The organism is Commensalibacter nepenthis, from assembly GCF_029953305.1.
GTDB lineage: Bacteria > Pseudomonadota > Alphaproteobacteria > Acetobacterales > Acetobacteraceae > Commensalibacter > Commensalibacter nepenthis.
The window spans coordinates 1-16,017 of the sequence record NZ_JASBAN010000002.1 but is presented as its reverse complement, the minus strand read 5'-3'; the positions used below and the strand labels follow the sequence as shown (position 1 = coordinate 16,017).

26 protein-coding genes are annotated in these 16,017 nt (G+C 33.0%); 9 read left to right on the top strand and 17 right to left on the bottom strand.

Features of this window, described 5'->3' with window-relative positions:
- The first annotated feature begins 96 nt into the window (after positions 1-96).
- From QJV33_RS11035 to QJV33_RS11025, 3 genes are all read left to right on the top strand, one after another.
- Positions 97-585 carry a hypothetical protein gene (locus QJV33_RS11035; RefSeq protein ID WP_281463452.1) on the top strand — a complete coding sequence of 163 codons (489 nt, stop codon included), beginning with the start codon at positions 97-99 and terminating at the stop codon, positions 583-585.
- Positions 586-983: 398 nt separating this feature from the next.
- Entirely contained in the window at positions 984-1,733 is a 750-nt protein-coding gene (locus QJV33_RS11030; protein ID WP_281463444.1) for an IS6 family transposase, read from the top strand.
- A gap of 20 nt (positions 1,734-1,753) precedes the next feature.
- Positions 1,754-2,359, top strand: coding sequence for a replication initiation protein (locus tag QJV33_RS11025; protein ID WP_346771138.1), 606 nt, complete (start codon positions 1,754-1,756; stop codon positions 2,357-2,359).
- Positions 2,360-2,385: 26 nt separating this feature from the next.
- Here the strand turns inward: QJV33_RS11025 and QJV33_RS11020 are convergent, their stop codons facing one another.
- The 3 genes from QJV33_RS11020 to QJV33_RS11010 all read right to left on the bottom strand — a co-directional run bounded on the left by QJV33_RS11020 (position 2,386) and on the right by QJV33_RS11010 (position 4,012).
- Entirely contained in the window at positions 2,386-2,628 is a 243-nt protein-coding gene (locus QJV33_RS11020) for a ribbon-helix-helix domain-containing protein (protein WP_281463451.1), read from the bottom strand.
- Between the two features lie 5 nt (positions 2,629-2,633).
- A complete protein-coding gene (parA, locus tag QJV33_RS11015; RefSeq protein WP_281463450.1) occupies positions 2,634-3,254 on the bottom strand; it encodes a ParA family partition ATPase in 621 nt (206 codons plus the stop codon).
- Positions 3,255-3,448: 194 nt separating this feature from the next.
- Entirely contained in the window at positions 3,449-4,012 is a 564-nt protein-coding gene (locus QJV33_RS11010) for a recombinase family protein (RefSeq protein ID WP_281463449.1), read from the bottom strand.
- A 240-nt stretch (positions 4,013-4,252) separates the two neighbouring features.
- On the opposite strand from QJV33_RS11010, the gene QJV33_RS11005 reads away from it, so the two are divergent.
- Together QJV33_RS11005 and QJV33_RS11000 are read left to right on the top strand one after the other, a co-directional pair.
- Positions 4,253-4,507 (top strand): type II toxin-antitoxin system RelB/DinJ family antitoxin, encoded by a 255-nt coding sequence (locus QJV33_RS11005; protein ID WP_281463448.1) that lies wholly within the window; start codon positions 4,253-4,255, stop codon positions 4,505-4,507.
- Entirely contained in the window at positions 4,497-4,793 is a 297-nt protein-coding gene (locus tag QJV33_RS11000) for a type II toxin-antitoxin system RelE family toxin (RefSeq protein ID WP_281463447.1), read from the top strand. Before QJV33_RS11005 ends, QJV33_RS11000 begins: the two co-directional genes overlap by 11 nt.
- Before the next feature lie 8 nt (positions 4,794-4,801).
- Here the strand turns inward: QJV33_RS11000 and QJV33_RS10995 are convergent, their stop codons facing one another.
- On the bottom strand, positions 4,802-5,338 hold the full coding sequence (locus QJV33_RS10995; RefSeq protein WP_281463446.1) for a phage neck terminator protein: 537 nt from the start codon (positions 5,336-5,338) through the stop codon (positions 4,802-4,804).
- Between the two features lie 83 nt (positions 5,339-5,421).
- Positions 5,422-5,622, bottom strand: a complete 201-nt coding sequence (locus QJV33_RS10990; RefSeq protein WP_281463445.1) for a hypothetical protein — start codon at positions 5,620-5,622, stop codon at positions 5,422-5,424.
- A gap of 64 nt (positions 5,623-5,686) precedes the next feature.
- Here QJV33_RS10990 and QJV33_RS10985 point away from each other — a divergent pair, with 64 nt between their 5' ends.
- Complete coding sequence (locus tag QJV33_RS10985; RefSeq protein ID WP_281463444.1) at positions 5,687-6,436, top strand: IS6 family transposase; 750 nt, start codon at positions 5,687-5,689, stop codon at positions 6,434-6,436.
- Positions 6,437-6,553: 117 nt separating this feature from the next.
- Here the strand turns inward: QJV33_RS10985 and QJV33_RS10980 are convergent, their stop codons facing one another.
- Genes QJV33_RS10980 through QJV33_RS10970 form a run of 3 tightly spaced genes read right to left on the bottom strand, consistent with a single transcriptional unit; the run spans position 6,554 to position 8,045 of the window.
- The gene (locus QJV33_RS10980) at positions 6,554-7,111 is read right to left on the bottom strand and encodes a hypothetical protein (protein WP_281463443.1); all 558 of its coding nucleotides are present in this window, start codon (positions 7,109-7,111) and stop codon (positions 6,554-6,556) included.
- Entirely contained in the window at positions 7,111-7,695 is a 585-nt protein-coding gene (locus QJV33_RS10975; protein ID WP_281463442.1) for a ComF family protein, read from the bottom strand. The genes QJV33_RS10980 and QJV33_RS10975 overlap by 1 nt, the downstream gene beginning before the upstream one ends.
- A 35-nt stretch (positions 7,696-7,730) precedes the next feature.
- Positions 7,731-8,045 (bottom strand): DUF3892 domain-containing protein, encoded by a 315-nt coding sequence (locus QJV33_RS10970; protein ID WP_281463441.1) that lies wholly within the window; start codon positions 8,043-8,045, stop codon positions 7,731-7,733.
- Positions 8,046-8,288: 243 nt separating this feature from the next.
- On the opposite strand from QJV33_RS10970, the gene QJV33_RS10965 reads away from it, so the two are divergent.
- On the top strand, positions 8,289-8,957 hold the full coding sequence (locus QJV33_RS10965) for a recombinase family protein (RefSeq protein WP_281463440.1): 669 nt from the start codon (positions 8,289-8,291) through the stop codon (positions 8,955-8,957).
- A gap of 284 nt (positions 8,958-9,241) precedes the next feature.
- Here QJV33_RS10965 and QJV33_RS10960 read toward each other — a convergent pair whose 3' ends face one another.
- Both QJV33_RS10960 and tnpA read right to left on the bottom strand, forming a co-directional pair.
- On the bottom strand, positions 9,242-9,643 hold the full coding sequence (locus QJV33_RS10960; RefSeq protein WP_281463439.1) for a YacL family protein: 402 nt from the start codon (positions 9,641-9,643) through the stop codon (positions 9,242-9,244).
- Between the two features lie 101 nt (positions 9,644-9,744).
- The gene (gene tnpA / locus QJV33_RS10955) at positions 9,745-10,167 is read right to left on the bottom strand and encodes an IS200/IS605 family transposase (protein ID WP_281463438.1); all 423 of its coding nucleotides are present in this window, start codon (positions 10,165-10,167) and stop codon (positions 9,745-9,747) included.
- A 22-nt stretch (positions 10,168-10,189) separates the two neighbouring features.
- On the opposite strand from tnpA, the gene QJV33_RS10950 reads away from it, so the two are divergent.
- A complete protein-coding gene (locus tag QJV33_RS10950) occupies positions 10,190-10,693 on the top strand; it encodes an RNA-guided endonuclease InsQ/TnpB family protein (RefSeq protein ID WP_281463437.1) in 504 nt (167 codons plus the stop codon).
- A gap of 58 nt (positions 10,694-10,751) precedes the next feature.
- Positions 10,752-11,501: an IS6 family transposase gene (locus QJV33_RS10945; protein ID WP_281463436.1), complete on the top strand. Its 750-nt coding sequence runs from the start codon at positions 10,752-10,754 to the stop codon at positions 11,499-11,501.
- Positions 11,502-11,751: 250 nt separating this feature from the next.
- Here QJV33_RS10945 and QJV33_RS10940 read toward each other — a convergent pair whose 3' ends face one another.
- The 7 genes from QJV33_RS10940 to QJV33_RS10910 form a co-directional block, all read right to left on the bottom strand.
- Positions 11,752-12,099 carry a hemagglutinin repeat-containing protein gene (locus QJV33_RS10940; protein WP_281463435.1) on the bottom strand — a complete coding sequence of 116 codons (348 nt, stop codon included), beginning with the start codon at positions 12,097-12,099 and terminating at the stop codon, positions 11,752-11,754.
- A gap of 212 nt (positions 12,100-12,311) precedes the next feature.
- Complete coding sequence (locus tag QJV33_RS10935; RefSeq protein ID WP_281463434.1) at positions 12,312-12,611, bottom strand: Imm42 family immunity protein; 300 nt, start codon at positions 12,609-12,611, stop codon at positions 12,312-12,314.
- On the bottom strand, positions 12,608-12,751 hold the full coding sequence (locus tag QJV33_RS10930; RefSeq protein WP_281463433.1) for a hypothetical protein: 144 nt from the start codon (positions 12,749-12,751) through the stop codon (positions 12,608-12,610). Before QJV33_RS10930 ends, QJV33_RS10935 begins: the two co-directional genes overlap by 4 nt.
- Positions 12,752-12,779: 28 nt before the next feature.
- Positions 12,780-13,361 carry a hypothetical protein gene (locus QJV33_RS10925; protein WP_281463432.1) on the bottom strand — a complete coding sequence of 194 codons (582 nt, stop codon included), beginning with the start codon at positions 13,359-13,361 and terminating at the stop codon, positions 12,780-12,782.
- Complete coding sequence (locus tag QJV33_RS10920; RefSeq protein WP_281463431.1) at positions 13,345-14,595, bottom strand: HNH/endonuclease VII fold putative polymorphic toxin; 1,251 nt, start codon at positions 14,593-14,595, stop codon at positions 13,345-13,347. Before QJV33_RS10920 ends, QJV33_RS10925 begins: the two co-directional genes overlap by 17 nt.
- A gap of 90 nt (positions 14,596-14,685) precedes the next feature.
- Complete coding sequence (locus QJV33_RS10915; RefSeq protein ID WP_281463430.1) at positions 14,686-15,513, bottom strand: hypothetical protein; 828 nt, start codon at positions 15,511-15,513, stop codon at positions 14,686-14,688.
- 14 nt (positions 15,514-15,527) lie between these two features.
- Positions 15,528-16,017 (bottom strand): hypothetical protein (locus QJV33_RS10910; RefSeq protein WP_281463429.1); only part of this gene is annotated, 490 nt, incomplete at its 5' end.

Genomic DNA, 16,017 nt, shown 5'->3' with positions numbered 1-16,017 from the left:
AGTAGTAGCCATATTTAATTCCTTTGATGAAGATATTTTTTGGTTTAAAATGAGAATTAATAAATAATTTTAATGTTTTTACTTAAGGTTTAATGAATGAGAAAATTCTTACTTGCCTTGCCTATTCTGGTATTTCCTTTGATCGCACAAGCAGAAGACAAGCCAACACATGCCTCTGAAGCTATGATACAAGCGACAGAAAAAAGGTTTTTTCCAAAATATTGTGCTGAAGGGGTAAAAGGTTTGGCTGCTGATGTTTATGACTGTTACTTACATACTAAAGATACAGATCCCAAAAAAGAAGAATGTATGATTGGTGATTTCATGACTGTAGCAATAAGTACAAGAGCTAATGAACGTGCTGTTGCGTTAGGTGAAACACCAAAATACAATATACCATTTTTTATAGCTCCAAAAATGAGAGAACGTGTTGATAATTTTATTACACAGAATCAAAAGTTTAAAGATTATAATCAAGAAGAATATATAAATTACCTATCACAAACACTTAATACTATGATTGATGATTTCCAAAGATTATATAAAAAAACAAGAGGCAATTGTTCTGCTTTTTTTAAACCTTAAATAGCCATAAAAAAACGACCTCAAAACGGGTCGTTTTTTATCAGTTTGATATTGCGATCTATCTTGTAGACGCACTAATTTCATTATGGTGTTTACCATAGCATATTTTGACAAATACAACAATCATTCATTCCTACACTGATCCTTTTTCCGTTGAGCATGAAATACGAATAAGTTTAGTATTCCAGTACTGGAATACACATCTTGCCATACGAAATTCTATGAGTTTGAACAGGGAGTTTGATAGTTATGGAAAGTAAGAAAGTTTGGGGATCATCTCGAGTGATATTTTTTACTTTAAAGACAGAACATAGAACAGGAGGTCTTGTCGCAAATTTAATTATGTATTTTAGTATGATATAAAAATGGAGTGAGTATTTATATTTTAGGAACGATTTATGTCTATTGGTATCTATAGCAAGCTTATATTAAGATCTAGGGATGATTTTAAAGGTCGTCATTTTAATGGATTGATGATTATCCAAGCGGTAAACTGGTATTTACGCTATTGTCTTAGCTATCGAGACATTGAGGAATTGTTTTTAGAACGTGGGATAAATATAGATCATAGCACGTTAAATCGTTGGGTATTACGTTATGCACCACTATTAGAAAAGCGATTAAGAAGCTATAGAAAACCTCATTGTGGTGAGGTGAGGATTGATGAAACCTATATCAAAGTAAAAGGTCAGTGGAAGTATCTATATAGAGCCATTGATAAGAATGGAACTGCTATTGATTTCTTATTAACAGCTAAAAGAAATATCAAAGCAGCACAACGTTTCTTTAGAAAGGCGTTTAAAGAAGATGGTCTGTTCGCTCCAACCCATATTGGAACAGATCAAGCCGCAACTTTTCCAAAGACCATACAAACCATGAAGAATGAGCATATCCTTGCCAATCACTGCGTTCATGAAACAAGAAAGTCCTTACAACAGGGAATAGAAAATGATCATTTTAGAGTAAAGAGAATGATCCCAAAGAATGGTTGCTTTCAGTCTTTTCATACAGCAAGAAAAACACTCAACGGATATGAGGCCATTCTCTGGATTAAAAAAGGACTGGGTTTTAAAGGAAAATGGACAATCAACGAACAAATAAAACTCATTCAAAGCATATTCGGTTTAAATAATAATATACCCGTCTAAATTAGCTAGCTTTATGGCTAATCACAGCACCATTCAATATTTGCGACAAGACCAAATTAAATCCTAAAGACGCAAACATAAACAAAACTTTCCAAATAACATCCCAAGAATTTCTTAATGCTTTTCCAAATATTGGAAAAAAACATGCTGAAGAAAGGTTACAGGAGGCTGTCGATAAATTGGCAGAAAGATGGATACACGTTTATAGTGATGATGAAAAAAGACGAATTAGATGGATACAAGAAGAGGCTAAGTATTTTAACGGTGAAGGTAAAGTAGAAATTGTTTTTTCAGACTCTATCATGCCTTACCTTACTCAATTAAAAGGTCAATTTACTAGCATTATTTTAAAGAACATATCTTCGTTAAAAAGTAATTATAGTATAAGAATTTATGAACTTCTTATGCAATTTAAAATTATTGGATCGCGTACAATTACTGTTACAAAATTACGATCTATACTGGAAGTAGAAGATAAATATAAAACTTTTAAATCATTTAATCAGTGGGTAATACAACCATCTATAAAAGAATTAAATGAAAAAAGTAATTTAACAATAACCATTCAAACTATTAAGATTGGACGTAATGTAAAGTCACTACAATTTAATTTCAAAGAAAATTAATATCATGCTAGCAATATATAATTATATTATGCTATACGATTTTTTCCATGCTTTTCAAATAAATCATTTATAGCTTCAATCATTAAACTTTGTATACTTTTAGCCCCTGTTTCCAAACGTAAAAACTCTAGTTGCGTTTTAGCTGCTTGATCTATTCTGAAATTCAGCTGAACTAGATCGCTTTTACTATCTTTTATATCAGATATTAACTGACGTTTTTTATCTTGTAGTAATACATCTTTTAAAGAGTTCACTCGTTTTTGTGTCATGATAATTAACTTTTTAATTGTTTAATAACAAATTTATACAAATTATTAATTTCTTGGAAAGATTTTCCGTTAGGGTCAAATTCCATTACCCCTTCACCGTGAGTAACAGAATTTATAAATGCAATCCGTTGTCCTATATTAACTGGCACAGTTGGAATTTTAAGTTCTTTCAAAGCATCTAATGCATCTTGTGTTAAATTACTTCTTGATAAAACTTGATTCAAAACAATAAAATACTTAACTTCTGCTATCTTACAAATATCAATCGTAGATTGAATTGCTCTTATGTCGATAACAGATGGTCTACAAGGAATTATTACCAAATCTGCTTGCCTTGCTGCTAATAACGCAGATTGCTCAGCATGTGGAGCAGTATCAATAAATACAAAATCAACTTTATTGTCTAAACATTTTGTTAATGTATTGGACAATCTAGATGCTTGCACTGATATAACTGTTGGGTTTTCTTTCTTCCTACTATCTCCCCATTGTGTAATAGATGCTTGAGGATCAATATCTATTATTACAGATGTTTTTTTCTTCAAACTAGCAGCAACGCTTAAGTTTAAAGCGATTGTAGTTTTTCCTGCTCCACCTTTTTGACTTAAAATTGCTATTGTTTTCATAATATCATCCTATAATGATAGCATTATATATTTATATAATAATAAATTATTATCATTATAGTTATTTTAATACAACCTACTAATATCGTATTATAAAAGTTTATGTATAAGATTTTTTGATATTGAGAGCTTTATAAAAAGTTGCCTTTCTAACTTTAACTCTAGTAGCAACTTCTTTGACATTCAATCCGTTATTAAGATGCTCTTTTGCTTTTATACTCTTTCATCACTCTTTGAACCGTTGAAAGACTTATATTGAGTGTCTTGGCAGTTTTTCTGTAACTAGCACCTTCTTTACTCATAGTTTCTATAATAATGTTGCTATTGATTGTTTTCCTTCGACCTTTATATTTCCCAGCTTGTTTTGCTTTGGCAATTCCTTCTCTTTGTCTTTCCCTAATAAGACTTCTTTCAAACTCAGCAAAGCTGCCTAAGAGTTGGAACATGAGTTTTTTAATAGAATCTTCACTATTTGTAAAAGTTAGATTTTCTTGATGAAAATGAATGCTAATTCCTCTGGCATTCAAATCATCTACTAGCTGACTTAAATCTTTAAGGTTTCTTGCTAGCCTATCAATAGAATGAACATGAATAACATCACCTTCTCTGACATATTCTAACATTGCTTGTAATTGAGGTCTTTTCGTATCCACACCGCTAATTTTATCTGTGAAGATTTTATCTAGTTTAACTCCATCAAGTTGTCGTTCTGTATTTTGATATGCAGAGCTTACTCTTATGTATCCAACATTGCTCATAATTGTCTCGATTGTATTCTTTTAAGTTTAAGATGTTTATCTATATAACTGTATTCTTAAATAAATCAACTTAAATAAATACGGATTCCAATCGTTTCTATGTTTACATATACGTATTCTTTTGAGTGTAATCATTTAAATACAAAATACTTTATACAAACTCATATAATAAAATATTGCACTACATTTGTAATTACATTATAATTTATCTATTATAGTTTGATCTGAAGGTAAGAAATAATGAGTACTATTCAAATTAGAGTGGATGAAAATTTAAAAAAAGATGCTTATAAAGCTTTTGATAATCTTAATTTGTCCCCCTCAGATGCACTGAGACTATTCTTACGTTATGTTGCTGAAAACAAAAAATTACCTTTTTCAGAGGTTTCAGTGATGGTCAGTGATAATGATAAAGATGATGATATTTTAGCGGTTGTGCGTGAACGTTTAAACAGTCCTACAAAACGTATTAGAGTTAATTTAGATGATCTTTAATATTGACTTTGATGAAAGGGCTTTAAAAGAATGGCATAAGCTCGATAAATCTATTCAAACGTTATTCAAAAAGAAGTTAAAACAATTACAGAATAATCCTCATATTGAATCTGCTCGTTTACATGGAGACCTAGCTAACTGTTATAAAATTAAGTTAAGATCTTCTGGTTATAGATTAGTTTATCAAGTCATTGATGAAGAAATCGTAATTTTAGTTATTGCTGTGGGAAAACGTGAAGATAAAAAAGTTTATGGAACAGCTACTACTAGATTAAATAATAACTAGACTTTAATTTATTCAACAATCTCAGGATGAAGTTCAAAATATGCATCTACAGAACACGTATCTTCAAATTGTTTTGAAACACCCATCAAAGCAGGTTTTATCGTTAAATTGTTACTATAAAGCGGAATAAAAGATTTACTATATTGAGCAAATTGTTCCGTAGCCCAACCTTTGTTAAATCTGGTTTTGAAAGTTTGAGCCAGCTCTAGAGAACTGATTTGTTCATTCCCGAAAAATAGTATATTCATCATTACTTCTGATTGTATCAATGATATTTTTTGTCCATTCACAGTGTAAGTCTTTAAATCTGGCAAAAGATAAATATCAGCGATGAGTAATGAGATAAAAGGCAATTGAGGGATAGAAATTTTAAAACTTGTCCTATTACTAATCGTTAACTCAACATCTTTAATTAAAACGACTTTCTGTATAAATTTTGTTACTAAATCATATATTTCACTATGATTTAATATTTTTAACTTTGGAAAATCTCCGTCTTTAGAAGACTTAACTGTATCTTTCGATGAATTATTCTTTATGGTCATATTTTATTTACCTTATATAATTTGTTGTTAAGACATAAAAAAACGACCTCTAATGGGTCGTTTTATAAATATTATAATGTATTTTAATAGGTTACATCGTTAAAATTCATTTTGCCATGATAGGCTTTGCAACCCATGTCATATTTTTGCAGACAGGATTTTTTAAAATATTCCATGGCTTTTTTTTCGTCTTTAGGAACACGTCTACCCGTCATATATTGCGCACCAACAGTAAATTGTGCTTCTGCGTTACCCTGATTAGCAGAAATTAGGTCTTGTCGCAAATTTAATTATGTATTTTAGTATGATATAAAAATGGAGTGAGTATTTATATTTTAGGAACGATTTATGTCTATTGGTATCTATAGCAAGCTTATATTAAGATCTAGGGATGATTTTAAAGGTCGTCATTTTAATGGATTGATGATTATCCAAGCGGTAAACTGGTATTTACGCTATTGTCTTAGCTATCGAGACATTGAGGAATTGTTTTTAGAACGTGGGATAAATATAGATCATAGCACGTTAAATCGTTGGGTATTACGTTATGCACCACTATTAGAAAAGCGATTAAGAAGCTATAGAAAACCTCATTGTGGTGAGGTGAGGATTGATGAAACCTATATCAAAGTAAAAGGTCAGTGGAAGTATCTATATAGAGCCATTGATAAGAATGGAACTGCTATTGATTTCTTATTAACAGCTAAAAGAAATATCAAAGCAGCACAACGTTTCTTTAGAAAGGCGTTTAAAGAAGATGGTCTGTTCGCTCCAACCCATATTGGAACAGATCAAGCCGCAACTTTTCCAAAGACCATACAAACCATGAAGAATGAGCATATCCTTGCCAATCACTGCGTTCATGAAACAAGAAAGTCCTTACAACAGGGAATAGAAAATGATCATTTTAGAGTAAAGAGAATGATCCCAAAGAATGGTTGCTTTCAGTCTTTTCATACAGCAAGAAAAACACTCAACGGATATGAGGCCATTCTCTGGATTAAAAAAGGACTGGGTTTTAAAGGAAAATGGACAATCAACGAACAAATAAAACTCATTCAAAGCATATTCGGTTTAAATAATAATATACCCGTCTAAATTAGCTAGCTTTATGGCTAATCACAGCACCATTCAATATTTGCGACAAGACCACAAAAAGTGCAAATCTCGTTATGAAAAATGCACTTTAAAATTTTATACAAATAGCTTGAAGTATTATATAAACATTTGCATTTGTTCATTTTTCAACTGACTAACCTTATCATGTAACTTTATTTTTTCGTCCGCTTTTGTCAAAGAAGCTGGAGACATACAATCAAGAAGCGTATCAAGATGTTCAGGAGATTTGATAATAAAAAACTGCTTAGTCTTATTAACAAATACAACTGAGTATTTTTTTCGTTTTAACAGTTCAATTATATTACTCAAAGTACCAGTACTTTTCGTATCCCAAACCATCAAACCATAGTCTGCTTCTTCTGCCATTTTAAGGTCTTTAGCAGTAAAAAATGCTCGTGAACCTTCAGTATGATTTGTTTTAACAAAATTAACTGGCCATGAACCAAGATTATTACGTGGCTTTTCAGAACTACTAAATACTGTTGCTTGTTTATGCCCTAGCTCTACTAAAACACGTTGAACGGATGAATCAACGCCATTAGCGTCACCAACGACCACATGAAATCCTGAATTAACAATTTTTCTCAAACGATCAACAAGAAGCATATCAAGGTTTTTAATGGTTATTGAACCAGCAACAAATACTGTCGTCATCACATCCTCCACGTTAAAGCTACCACATATATGTTTTTTACTTTAACATATTTTTTCAATGCAACGCATGCCTTCTCCATAGAAGCACCTGTATGATACAAATCATCTATAATAAGCGCATTCCAACATCCTTGATTAGTAATAGGCTCATTAATATAGAATGAATTACCTATTGCTTCTAACTTTTCATCTTTTGTATTTAAATCTTTTAATGAGATGTTAATAGGTTCTTTTAATAAAATATTATCAAAGTATGGTTTTTCAACTAATTCGGCAAATTTTTTAGCTATTTCATTAACAGGTTGTCGCTGTCTTGGTTTTGATGCAGGCATGGGTAGAACAAAACCAATATTATCAAAGAGAGGATAAGCATTTTCAACTAAGCATTCTGCTAACGAAGCAACTTTCGTAAAATCATCCCGATATTTCAGTTGAAAAAGAGCCTCACCAACCTCGCTGCGCTCTTTCTCAAACTGCATATGCCCCCATTGGTTTTCACCAACAGGGATACTTCGCAAGGTATGTTTATCCATTACAAAGCCAGAGTGCCAATTACCTGAAATTGACTTCATATTAACTTTCATAAAAGATAACCCTCACTAGTTAAAAAGTGAATGACCTAAACTTTTGGAAGACCTTCTAAATTATCTTTAGTACTACCATTAGGGTCTGTTGTGATATATTGCTCGTCATATAAGCTAACATTTTCCCCTCGTTGATATGTGTTTTTTGATTTATCCAATGTTGCCGTATAAAAAATTATTTTACCCGTTTGTAATAAATCAACTATAAATTCCCGAGGAACTAATACTGGCCTCTTCATTTTTATTTCACCTGTGCTTGTTACGAAATGTAATGCTACACGAACATGACTAATACATTCGTCATCACCATACCTAACACCCGTTATATAAAAGTCTGGCACATCTGACATATAACCCCCCTATATTTCAATAATAACTCTAACTAAAACAAACTCTTAATCAGTGTCATTATATTATAAATACACAATCGTTCCAAATTTTTTAAACTAAAATATAAATTAAAACAACTATATCTTTTGGATATACCCTAAATAGAGTATTGAAAGATGTCTATTTTAAAGAATAAATATAATCTATAATAGACAGTCTATTTTAAATGATCTATAATAGATTTTTTAAGGTATTTTTAGATAATGTTCATTCGAGCCTACTTGCGAGCTTCAACCAAAGACCAACATGCAGATCGTGCAAAAGATATGCTTAGGCAATTTGTAGAAGAAAGGGGGCATAAAATTGCAAGTTACTATATTGAAAATGCCAGTGGCACCCAATTAAATCGTATAGAACTAACGAGGCTCTTAAATGATAGTCAGGCTGATGATATTTTATTAATCGAACAGATAGATCGTTTGACACGATTAAATGACCATGACTGGACACAGCTTAAAAAACAAATCAGTAATCTTGATTTAAAAATTGTAAGTCTTGATATACCGACTTCTTGGCAAGCTTTAGATAAAAATATTACTGATAATGATCCTATTTCCAAAGCTATTTTAAATGCGGTGAATAACATGTTCATTGATTTAATGGCTGCAATATCACGTAAAGACTGGATCACCAGGAGGGAACGTCAACGTCAGGGAATTGAACGAGGTATTCGAAATGGGAAATACAAAGGCAAACAAGCTGATCTTGAGCGTCATCAACAAGTTATTTCCTTAAGAAAACGTGGGCTTACTCTAAAAGAAATATGCCAAACTACAGACTATTGTTATTCAAATGTATGTAAAATATTAGCAAACCATAAAAAATATATCATGAATAAAAACCAAGATATAGTTTTTCCAAATAAACTTTAAAAGCAATCAGAAAGCTATTTAGCTCAATTAGCTAGCTTGACCTATAGCAATATAGATCACAAACCTTATGACTGTATAACGCATCCAAGATTTCCCCCATGACTTCGCCGACGAGCTGCATGCCGAGTTGGCTGTTTTGTAGTCGGTTGGAAAGTTTATCGGCGTTAAACTTGTTCCGAACTAAGCAATCAGAATAACGGTTGTTTAATCAGTGTAAGGCACACCACATGAGTTGGGTAAATCATAATATAAATCAATAGCTTTTTGTCCTTCGGCAATAAACTCTACATCCATAGAGGGAGGAGGATTTTCGGGATCCTTATATTTTTTTTTAAAAAAATTTTGTATTGTTCTAACACGTATAAAAATTGTTCTATAGTCATTATAACTTTTTGCTCATCAAGATAGTCATTACATATAAAAACATATTGGTTTTTAACATGTAACTCCCAATATTCACCATTGTAAAAACTATTTGATTTTTGACTCTTATTTAAATCTTGTAATTTACTGATCCAATTATCTACCAAATCCACTGAGCGTTCGATCTCTGATGATAACCAATGAGCTATTGCACACGCACCAAAACCCTGACTAGGTAAATCTGCAATATTTTGTCCAAAAGAATATCCTGATGGATAATATCTATATTTACCCCATAAAAAATATATTTTTCTTGTAATCATTATTTTTTCACTCCTTCGTAAACTGGCCATGCTGTTGAAGCCGAACCATCTTTATCATGAATAGCCGTAAAACTCCGTCCTTTAGGGCGGAGATATAAGGCTTAGTTAGTATCTAATTTTTGTTGCTGTTCGATATATTGACGAATAATTGAGATTGGAGCGCCACCACAACTTCCAGCAAAATATGACGGTGACCATAAATGATTACCCCATAATTTTTGTTTTAGGTGGGTTGCATATTTTTTTCTAATCATACGACTAGAAACACCTTTTAAACTATTTACAAGGTTGGATATGGCGATTTTAGGTGGGTAATTAATGAGTAAATGCACGTGGTCATGTTCGCCATTAAACTCGATTAATTCTGCTTGGAAATCAAGGCATACTTTTTCAAAGATACCTTTTAGATCATCAAGGATCATTTGATTAAAAACGTTTTTTCTGTATTTTGTAACAAAGACTAAGTGTATATGAATATTAAATACACAATGTCGTCCATGTCGTATATCTTGTTGACTATTCATAGACCAAGTCTATAATACAACCATGCGTATAAAGAAAGCCTTTAAATATGAATTAATGCCAAATGGTGCGGATATTCGCAAAATGCGTCAGTTTTGTGGATGCTCTCGGTTTGTCTATAATAGGGCTTTGGCGTATAACGAGGAACAACGTAAGATTGATACTGATTTTAAGTTTAGCTATGCCAAGATTGCGGTTTTGTTGCCGAAATGGAAGCAAGAGTTTGAATGGTTAAAATCTTGTCACAGTCAGGTTTTGCAACATTCTTTAAAAGACCTTGAAAGTGCATTTCGTAACTTTTTTCGTAAGCAAGCTGATTTTCCAAAGTTTCAGAAAAAAGGATTAAAGGAAAGCTTTCGTTTTCCTCAAGGGTGTAAATTAGAACAGCATAACAATCGTATCTATTTACCAAAGATTGGTTGGGTAAGATATCGTAATAGTCGTGATGTGATTGGAACCATTAAGAACGTTACGATTAGTTGTAAGTGTGGCAAATGGTTTGTTTCTATGGTCTTGTCGCAAATTTAATTATGTATTTTAGTATGATGTAGAAATGGAGTGAGTATTTATATTTTAGGAACGATTTATGTCTATTGGTATCTATAGCAAGCTTATATTAAGATCTAAGGATGATTTTAAAGGTCGCCACTTTAGTGGGTTGATGATTATCCAAGCGGTAAACTGGTATTTACGCTATTGTCTTAGCTATCGAGATATTGAGGAATTGTTTTTAGAGCGTGGAGTAAGCGTTGATCATAGCACGTTAAACCGTTGGGTATTACGCTATGCACCACTATTAGAAAAGCGATTAAGAAGCTATAGAAAACCTCATTGTGGTGAGGTGAGGATTGATGAAACCTATATCAAGGTAAAAGGTCAGTGGAAGTATCTATATAGAGCCATTGATAAAGAAGGCACAGCGATTGATTTCTTGTTAACAGCTAAAAGAAATATAAAAGCAGCACAACGTTTCTTTAGAAAGGCGTTTAAAAAAGATGGTCTATTTGCACCCACTCATATTGGAACAGATAAAGCATTACCGTTTCCAAAAACCATACAGACCATGAAGAATGAGTATATCCTTCCCAATCACTGCGTTCATGAAACAAAAAAATCCTTACAACAGGGAATAGAAAATGATCATTTCAGGTTAAAGAGGGGTATACCAAGAAATGGCTGTTTTCAATCTTTTCATACAGCAAGAAAAACACTCAAAGGATATGAGGCCATTCTCTGGATTAAAAAAGGACTGGGTTTTAAAGGAAAATGGACAATCAACGAACAAATAAAACTCATTCAAAGCATATTCGGTCTAAATAATAATATACCCGTCTAAATTAGCTAGCTTTATGGCTAATCACAGCACCATTCAATATTTGCGACAAGACCGAAAAACAACAACAAGTGATTTCGCTAAGAAAACGTGGACTTACTTTGAAAGAAATATGCCAAACCACAGGATATTGCTATTCTAATGTCTGCAAAATATTGGCAAAGCATAAAGAAAATATATCATTAATAAAAACCAAGATATAGTTTTTCCAAATAAACTTTAAAAGCGATCAGAAAGCATTTAGGTCAATTAGCTAGCTTGACCGATCACAAACCTGATGACTGTATAACGCGTCAGACACTTGCCCCATGACTTCGCCGACCAGCTGCATGCCAAGTTGGCTGTTTTGCAGTTGGTTCGCATCAAAATTGTTCTCTAAATGCCCATCAGCACTATTCACATCATTGGTATAGCTGCCTTGAGTATTACCAGCAGTGACCGTTAAATCCCCATTATGCGCATCATTCGCATTATCCCCACGCGCAACAATATTTAGATTATTCCCAGCCGTGGCAGAGGATCCAACAACAGTGCTTTGCGAAGTTTCACTTTTGGATTTGCTGGAACTAAATCCAGCCTTTATGCCACTATTTTTCTCCAATTAGAACTAGAAGCAGTATAAATTGCTATATAAACAGATTACTTTATTTTTGTAATTATAATACCGTTAGTTTTATCTATAGCTAATTCCTCTGCCAACGGTAATTCTCTAATCAGTTTCTCCACGGTTCCTTTAGGATAACGAGTCTCAGCATAACTCTTTGCATAATCTACGGTATAGATCAAGCGCTCTTCATTACCATCAAATCCTAACTAAAAAGTGCACCCATAATCATACAACACACCCTCATTTAATGATATTAAATTTTTAAATTCACCTTCTGATAAATCTATTTGTTCTATAGGTATATCACCGATATCGCCATCTATTTCCTTAAGCCCAGCCTCCAGACTTTCTTTCAATGAAGATATTACCATATATAAATCTATAGTTACCCCTTTACCAGGAATGAATATATCATTGATAATAAAGTTAAACATTCCACTAGGAGAACATAAAATATCTATTTGTTCTACTTGTATAGCAATTTGATAAGGATCCCCAATAATCATTTAATTTTCCACCCTTCTTGTTTACGTAATTTTGCTTTAATATTATCTTTTAAATCTAATGGATTTCTTGAATCACTTGTGCTTCCAGACCAATGATAACTTCCCGTATTATCAGGGGAGTAACGATAATTAGTACCCATACTGTAATGATCTTTACTATCATTTTAATTACACAAAAATTTGGCAAAATAATTCTGGGTCATCCATTGTTCCCCATAATCTTATTGGAATCATGCCTGCCTCCAAATAGAGATCCACTTCCGTTTTTTTATTTATTTTTCGATATTCCTTATCATGCCTTTTTAAAAGCAATTCTTCTAAAGGAAAATTTTCTAAATTTTCTTTATCACTAAAAAATATAGAACTACTTTCTCCATTACCTTTACAATTATTCATAATAATTGGTAAACATTTTTGATTTAGCTCAAAGATTTTCCAATATATTATCTGGTTATCTATAATTTTATCACCTTCAACACAAATAAACATATCCTCTGTATAATTATGATAATTAATTATTCTCTTGTGAAGTTTATATCTATTTATCTTATTATCAACCAATGGGCATGGAGACCAAAAAAAGTAATTTTTTTTATTATTAAAATGTGTTTGCCAGACACGATATAACCACTCAGCTGCTTCCGTAGAAACAGGCTCCCACGGATCACTAGGGTAATGTTTAAAGCTCTTTTCAAGAAAAACACGGTTAAAGGGCAACTCATTTTCTGCCTCATTACTTTTTATAATCAAAATGTGCTCCATCTTCTGTGTTAAAATGAGAACCACGGTCTTGCGTTGGATCATCTATATACATATGACCATCAGCATCATCTCTAATATGTATTTTACCATCTTCAGCTATAAACTTACTATCTTGCCCTGTCGGAGTATATACATAATCCATACCTCCAACTACTTTCCCTTGTTTATTAATATTCGGTCCTATACTTTCAGGTTGCTGTGTTACTGGAATACCAACATATCGTTTTGCTTCTCTTAATGCACCATTTCTTCCTGCACCATCAGGTGAAAGATTTGGAGGAGGATTACCAGTTGAAGTAAAGATAGTTCCTTTCCCAGCGTCTGGATCAGCGGTAAAGCCCTCTGTCCATCCTTTATTTTCATCAGGGATTGGATCAGCGATAGTGCCTGAGTTTTTATCTCGATCGGTAATAGGTGTGGTTAATGTTGTGCCATTATTCTCAGTAATTGGCGTAGTTAACGTTGTCCCTTTACCAGCATTTGGATCAATAGTAATGCTGCCATAAATGGTTGCTCCGACTTGTTTCATCAGATCAATATATTGACCATATTGTTCGGCAGATTGGCTTGCATATTGTGTAAGTTGGTTATACAATTCTGGCGCTGCCTGAGCCATAACAGCCATGCCCATTAACGCCTGTCCCACTCCTTGGGCTTGATTATTTACAGAGCTATCCAAAAAATAACCATAAACGTTACTCGTAACATTACCAGCATAACTGATGACATCACTTAACGCCTGACCAACATCCTTATTATTCGCAACAGCCCATATAGCCACACCCGCAAGTGCTGCCGCTCCTATAGCATCATCCACTGCCGCCATATTATATTCTTGAATACTAGAAGAAATCCCGGCACCATTTATAGCACCAGTTCCCCCTCCAATCGCTCCACCTGCCGCAGCGCCGCCCATACTCGCAAAAGCATTTTCAATCGCATTGGTTAACAACTTCGCCGTATCAGGATTACCATTGCTTTGCGCAATCGCCCAATCTTTTATCGTATTAACCGTCGAGGCAGTAACAATATCCCCAGCGATTGCACTTCCCGTAGCGGCACCGACGTTGCCGCCAGTAACGCCTGCCACGGCGGCGGAGCCAGCGGCTTCGAGGAGGATGCGTCCCCAATCGTTGGATAGTTTCGTTTCGTCAAAGCCATTGATACCACTATTATGTAACGCATCAGACACTTGTCCCATGACTTCGCCGACGAGCTGCATGCCAAGTTGGCTGTGTTTTTTAATGAGCCATTTATTTTAATAGTAATTATTAATCCTTTAAAAATTATTAAAAAATCTCTCATATCTTTATTACTTAGTTTTTTTATTAGGAATAAAAGGTATCAAACAAGTTTCATCAAGAGGGTAAAAATACAATTCTCCAAATATTGGATCTAAACATTTGTTTTTGTTCCATTGATATATAATACTACCACTAACCCATATTCCTAGATAATGATCTATATTACTATAATGATAATCTACCCAACCATATTGATTTTGTAATATCCATTGATATTTACTATTTTCAAGATTTTTACACCGAACTACAGGGCTTAATCCACGATTATAAATTCGTTTAATCAACATAAAAGCAAAATATCGCCATTCACACTCAGAAAAATTAAATTGCAATTTTAATTTTGAAATGATATCAGATAAGGAAATAACAGATAAAGGTAATTTATTTACAAAATCATCCATCCATTTCTTTATCAAAATACCTTCTTTACTTTTTTTAGTATAATCAGGGACAAAACAATATTCGTCAGGAATATAAAACCAAAGCTCATTTAAAACAGGATCTTTACATCCATTCTGTTGCCATTCTTTAATCACATTATCTGCAATCTCTTCTTTACTAGAACCATACTCTAACAATACAACATAAGAAAACCCATCCATTATAGATGCCCCTATTACAGGGCGCCCTCCTCGATCATATATTTCGTACAAAGCCATACGAATATAATATAAATTCTCTTCATCTGTTAAATTAAATACATGTTTTAAATGAGGAATAATATCTCGTAATCCTATAGCATCTACTACTAATTCATCTGGAATACCTTTAATATAATCTTCTATACTAATAAACTTATCATTATATTGTTGTTTTATTATAATATTTTTTCTCATAATGAACACTTAATCTATTTGAAATGAATTTTAAAATTTGGGTCTATATTTTGCCCATTATTATTTTTAATTTCAATTGTCGTACCATTTTTATTACTTTTCCTAATGCCAAACTCTACACCATCTGCTCTTTCATAATACTGTCCCTTTCCTCCGTCCTTCGATAGTCCATAGTTTTCAGGTGTATCTATTTTTTTTGCTCCTTGCAACCACTGATCAACAGTTTTTTGCTCTGCTTCTTTAGGTAAAGTTCTTATACTATCTTTGCCAGCATATTTGCTATTAGTTCCAATTGGATTTCCATTTTCATCCTTAGTAAGGTTTTCTGTTTTTTGAGGTTCTTTATCTCCGTCATTATCATCAGGTGGGGTAATATTTCCTCCTGAGCTTCCTCCACTAACTGAGGTTTGGTCTTTCTTTTTAGTAGCATTAGCAGCAGCTTGTTCATTGGCATTATCCTGATTTACAGCATCAAGCACAGCACCAATAATCGTTGAAACAATC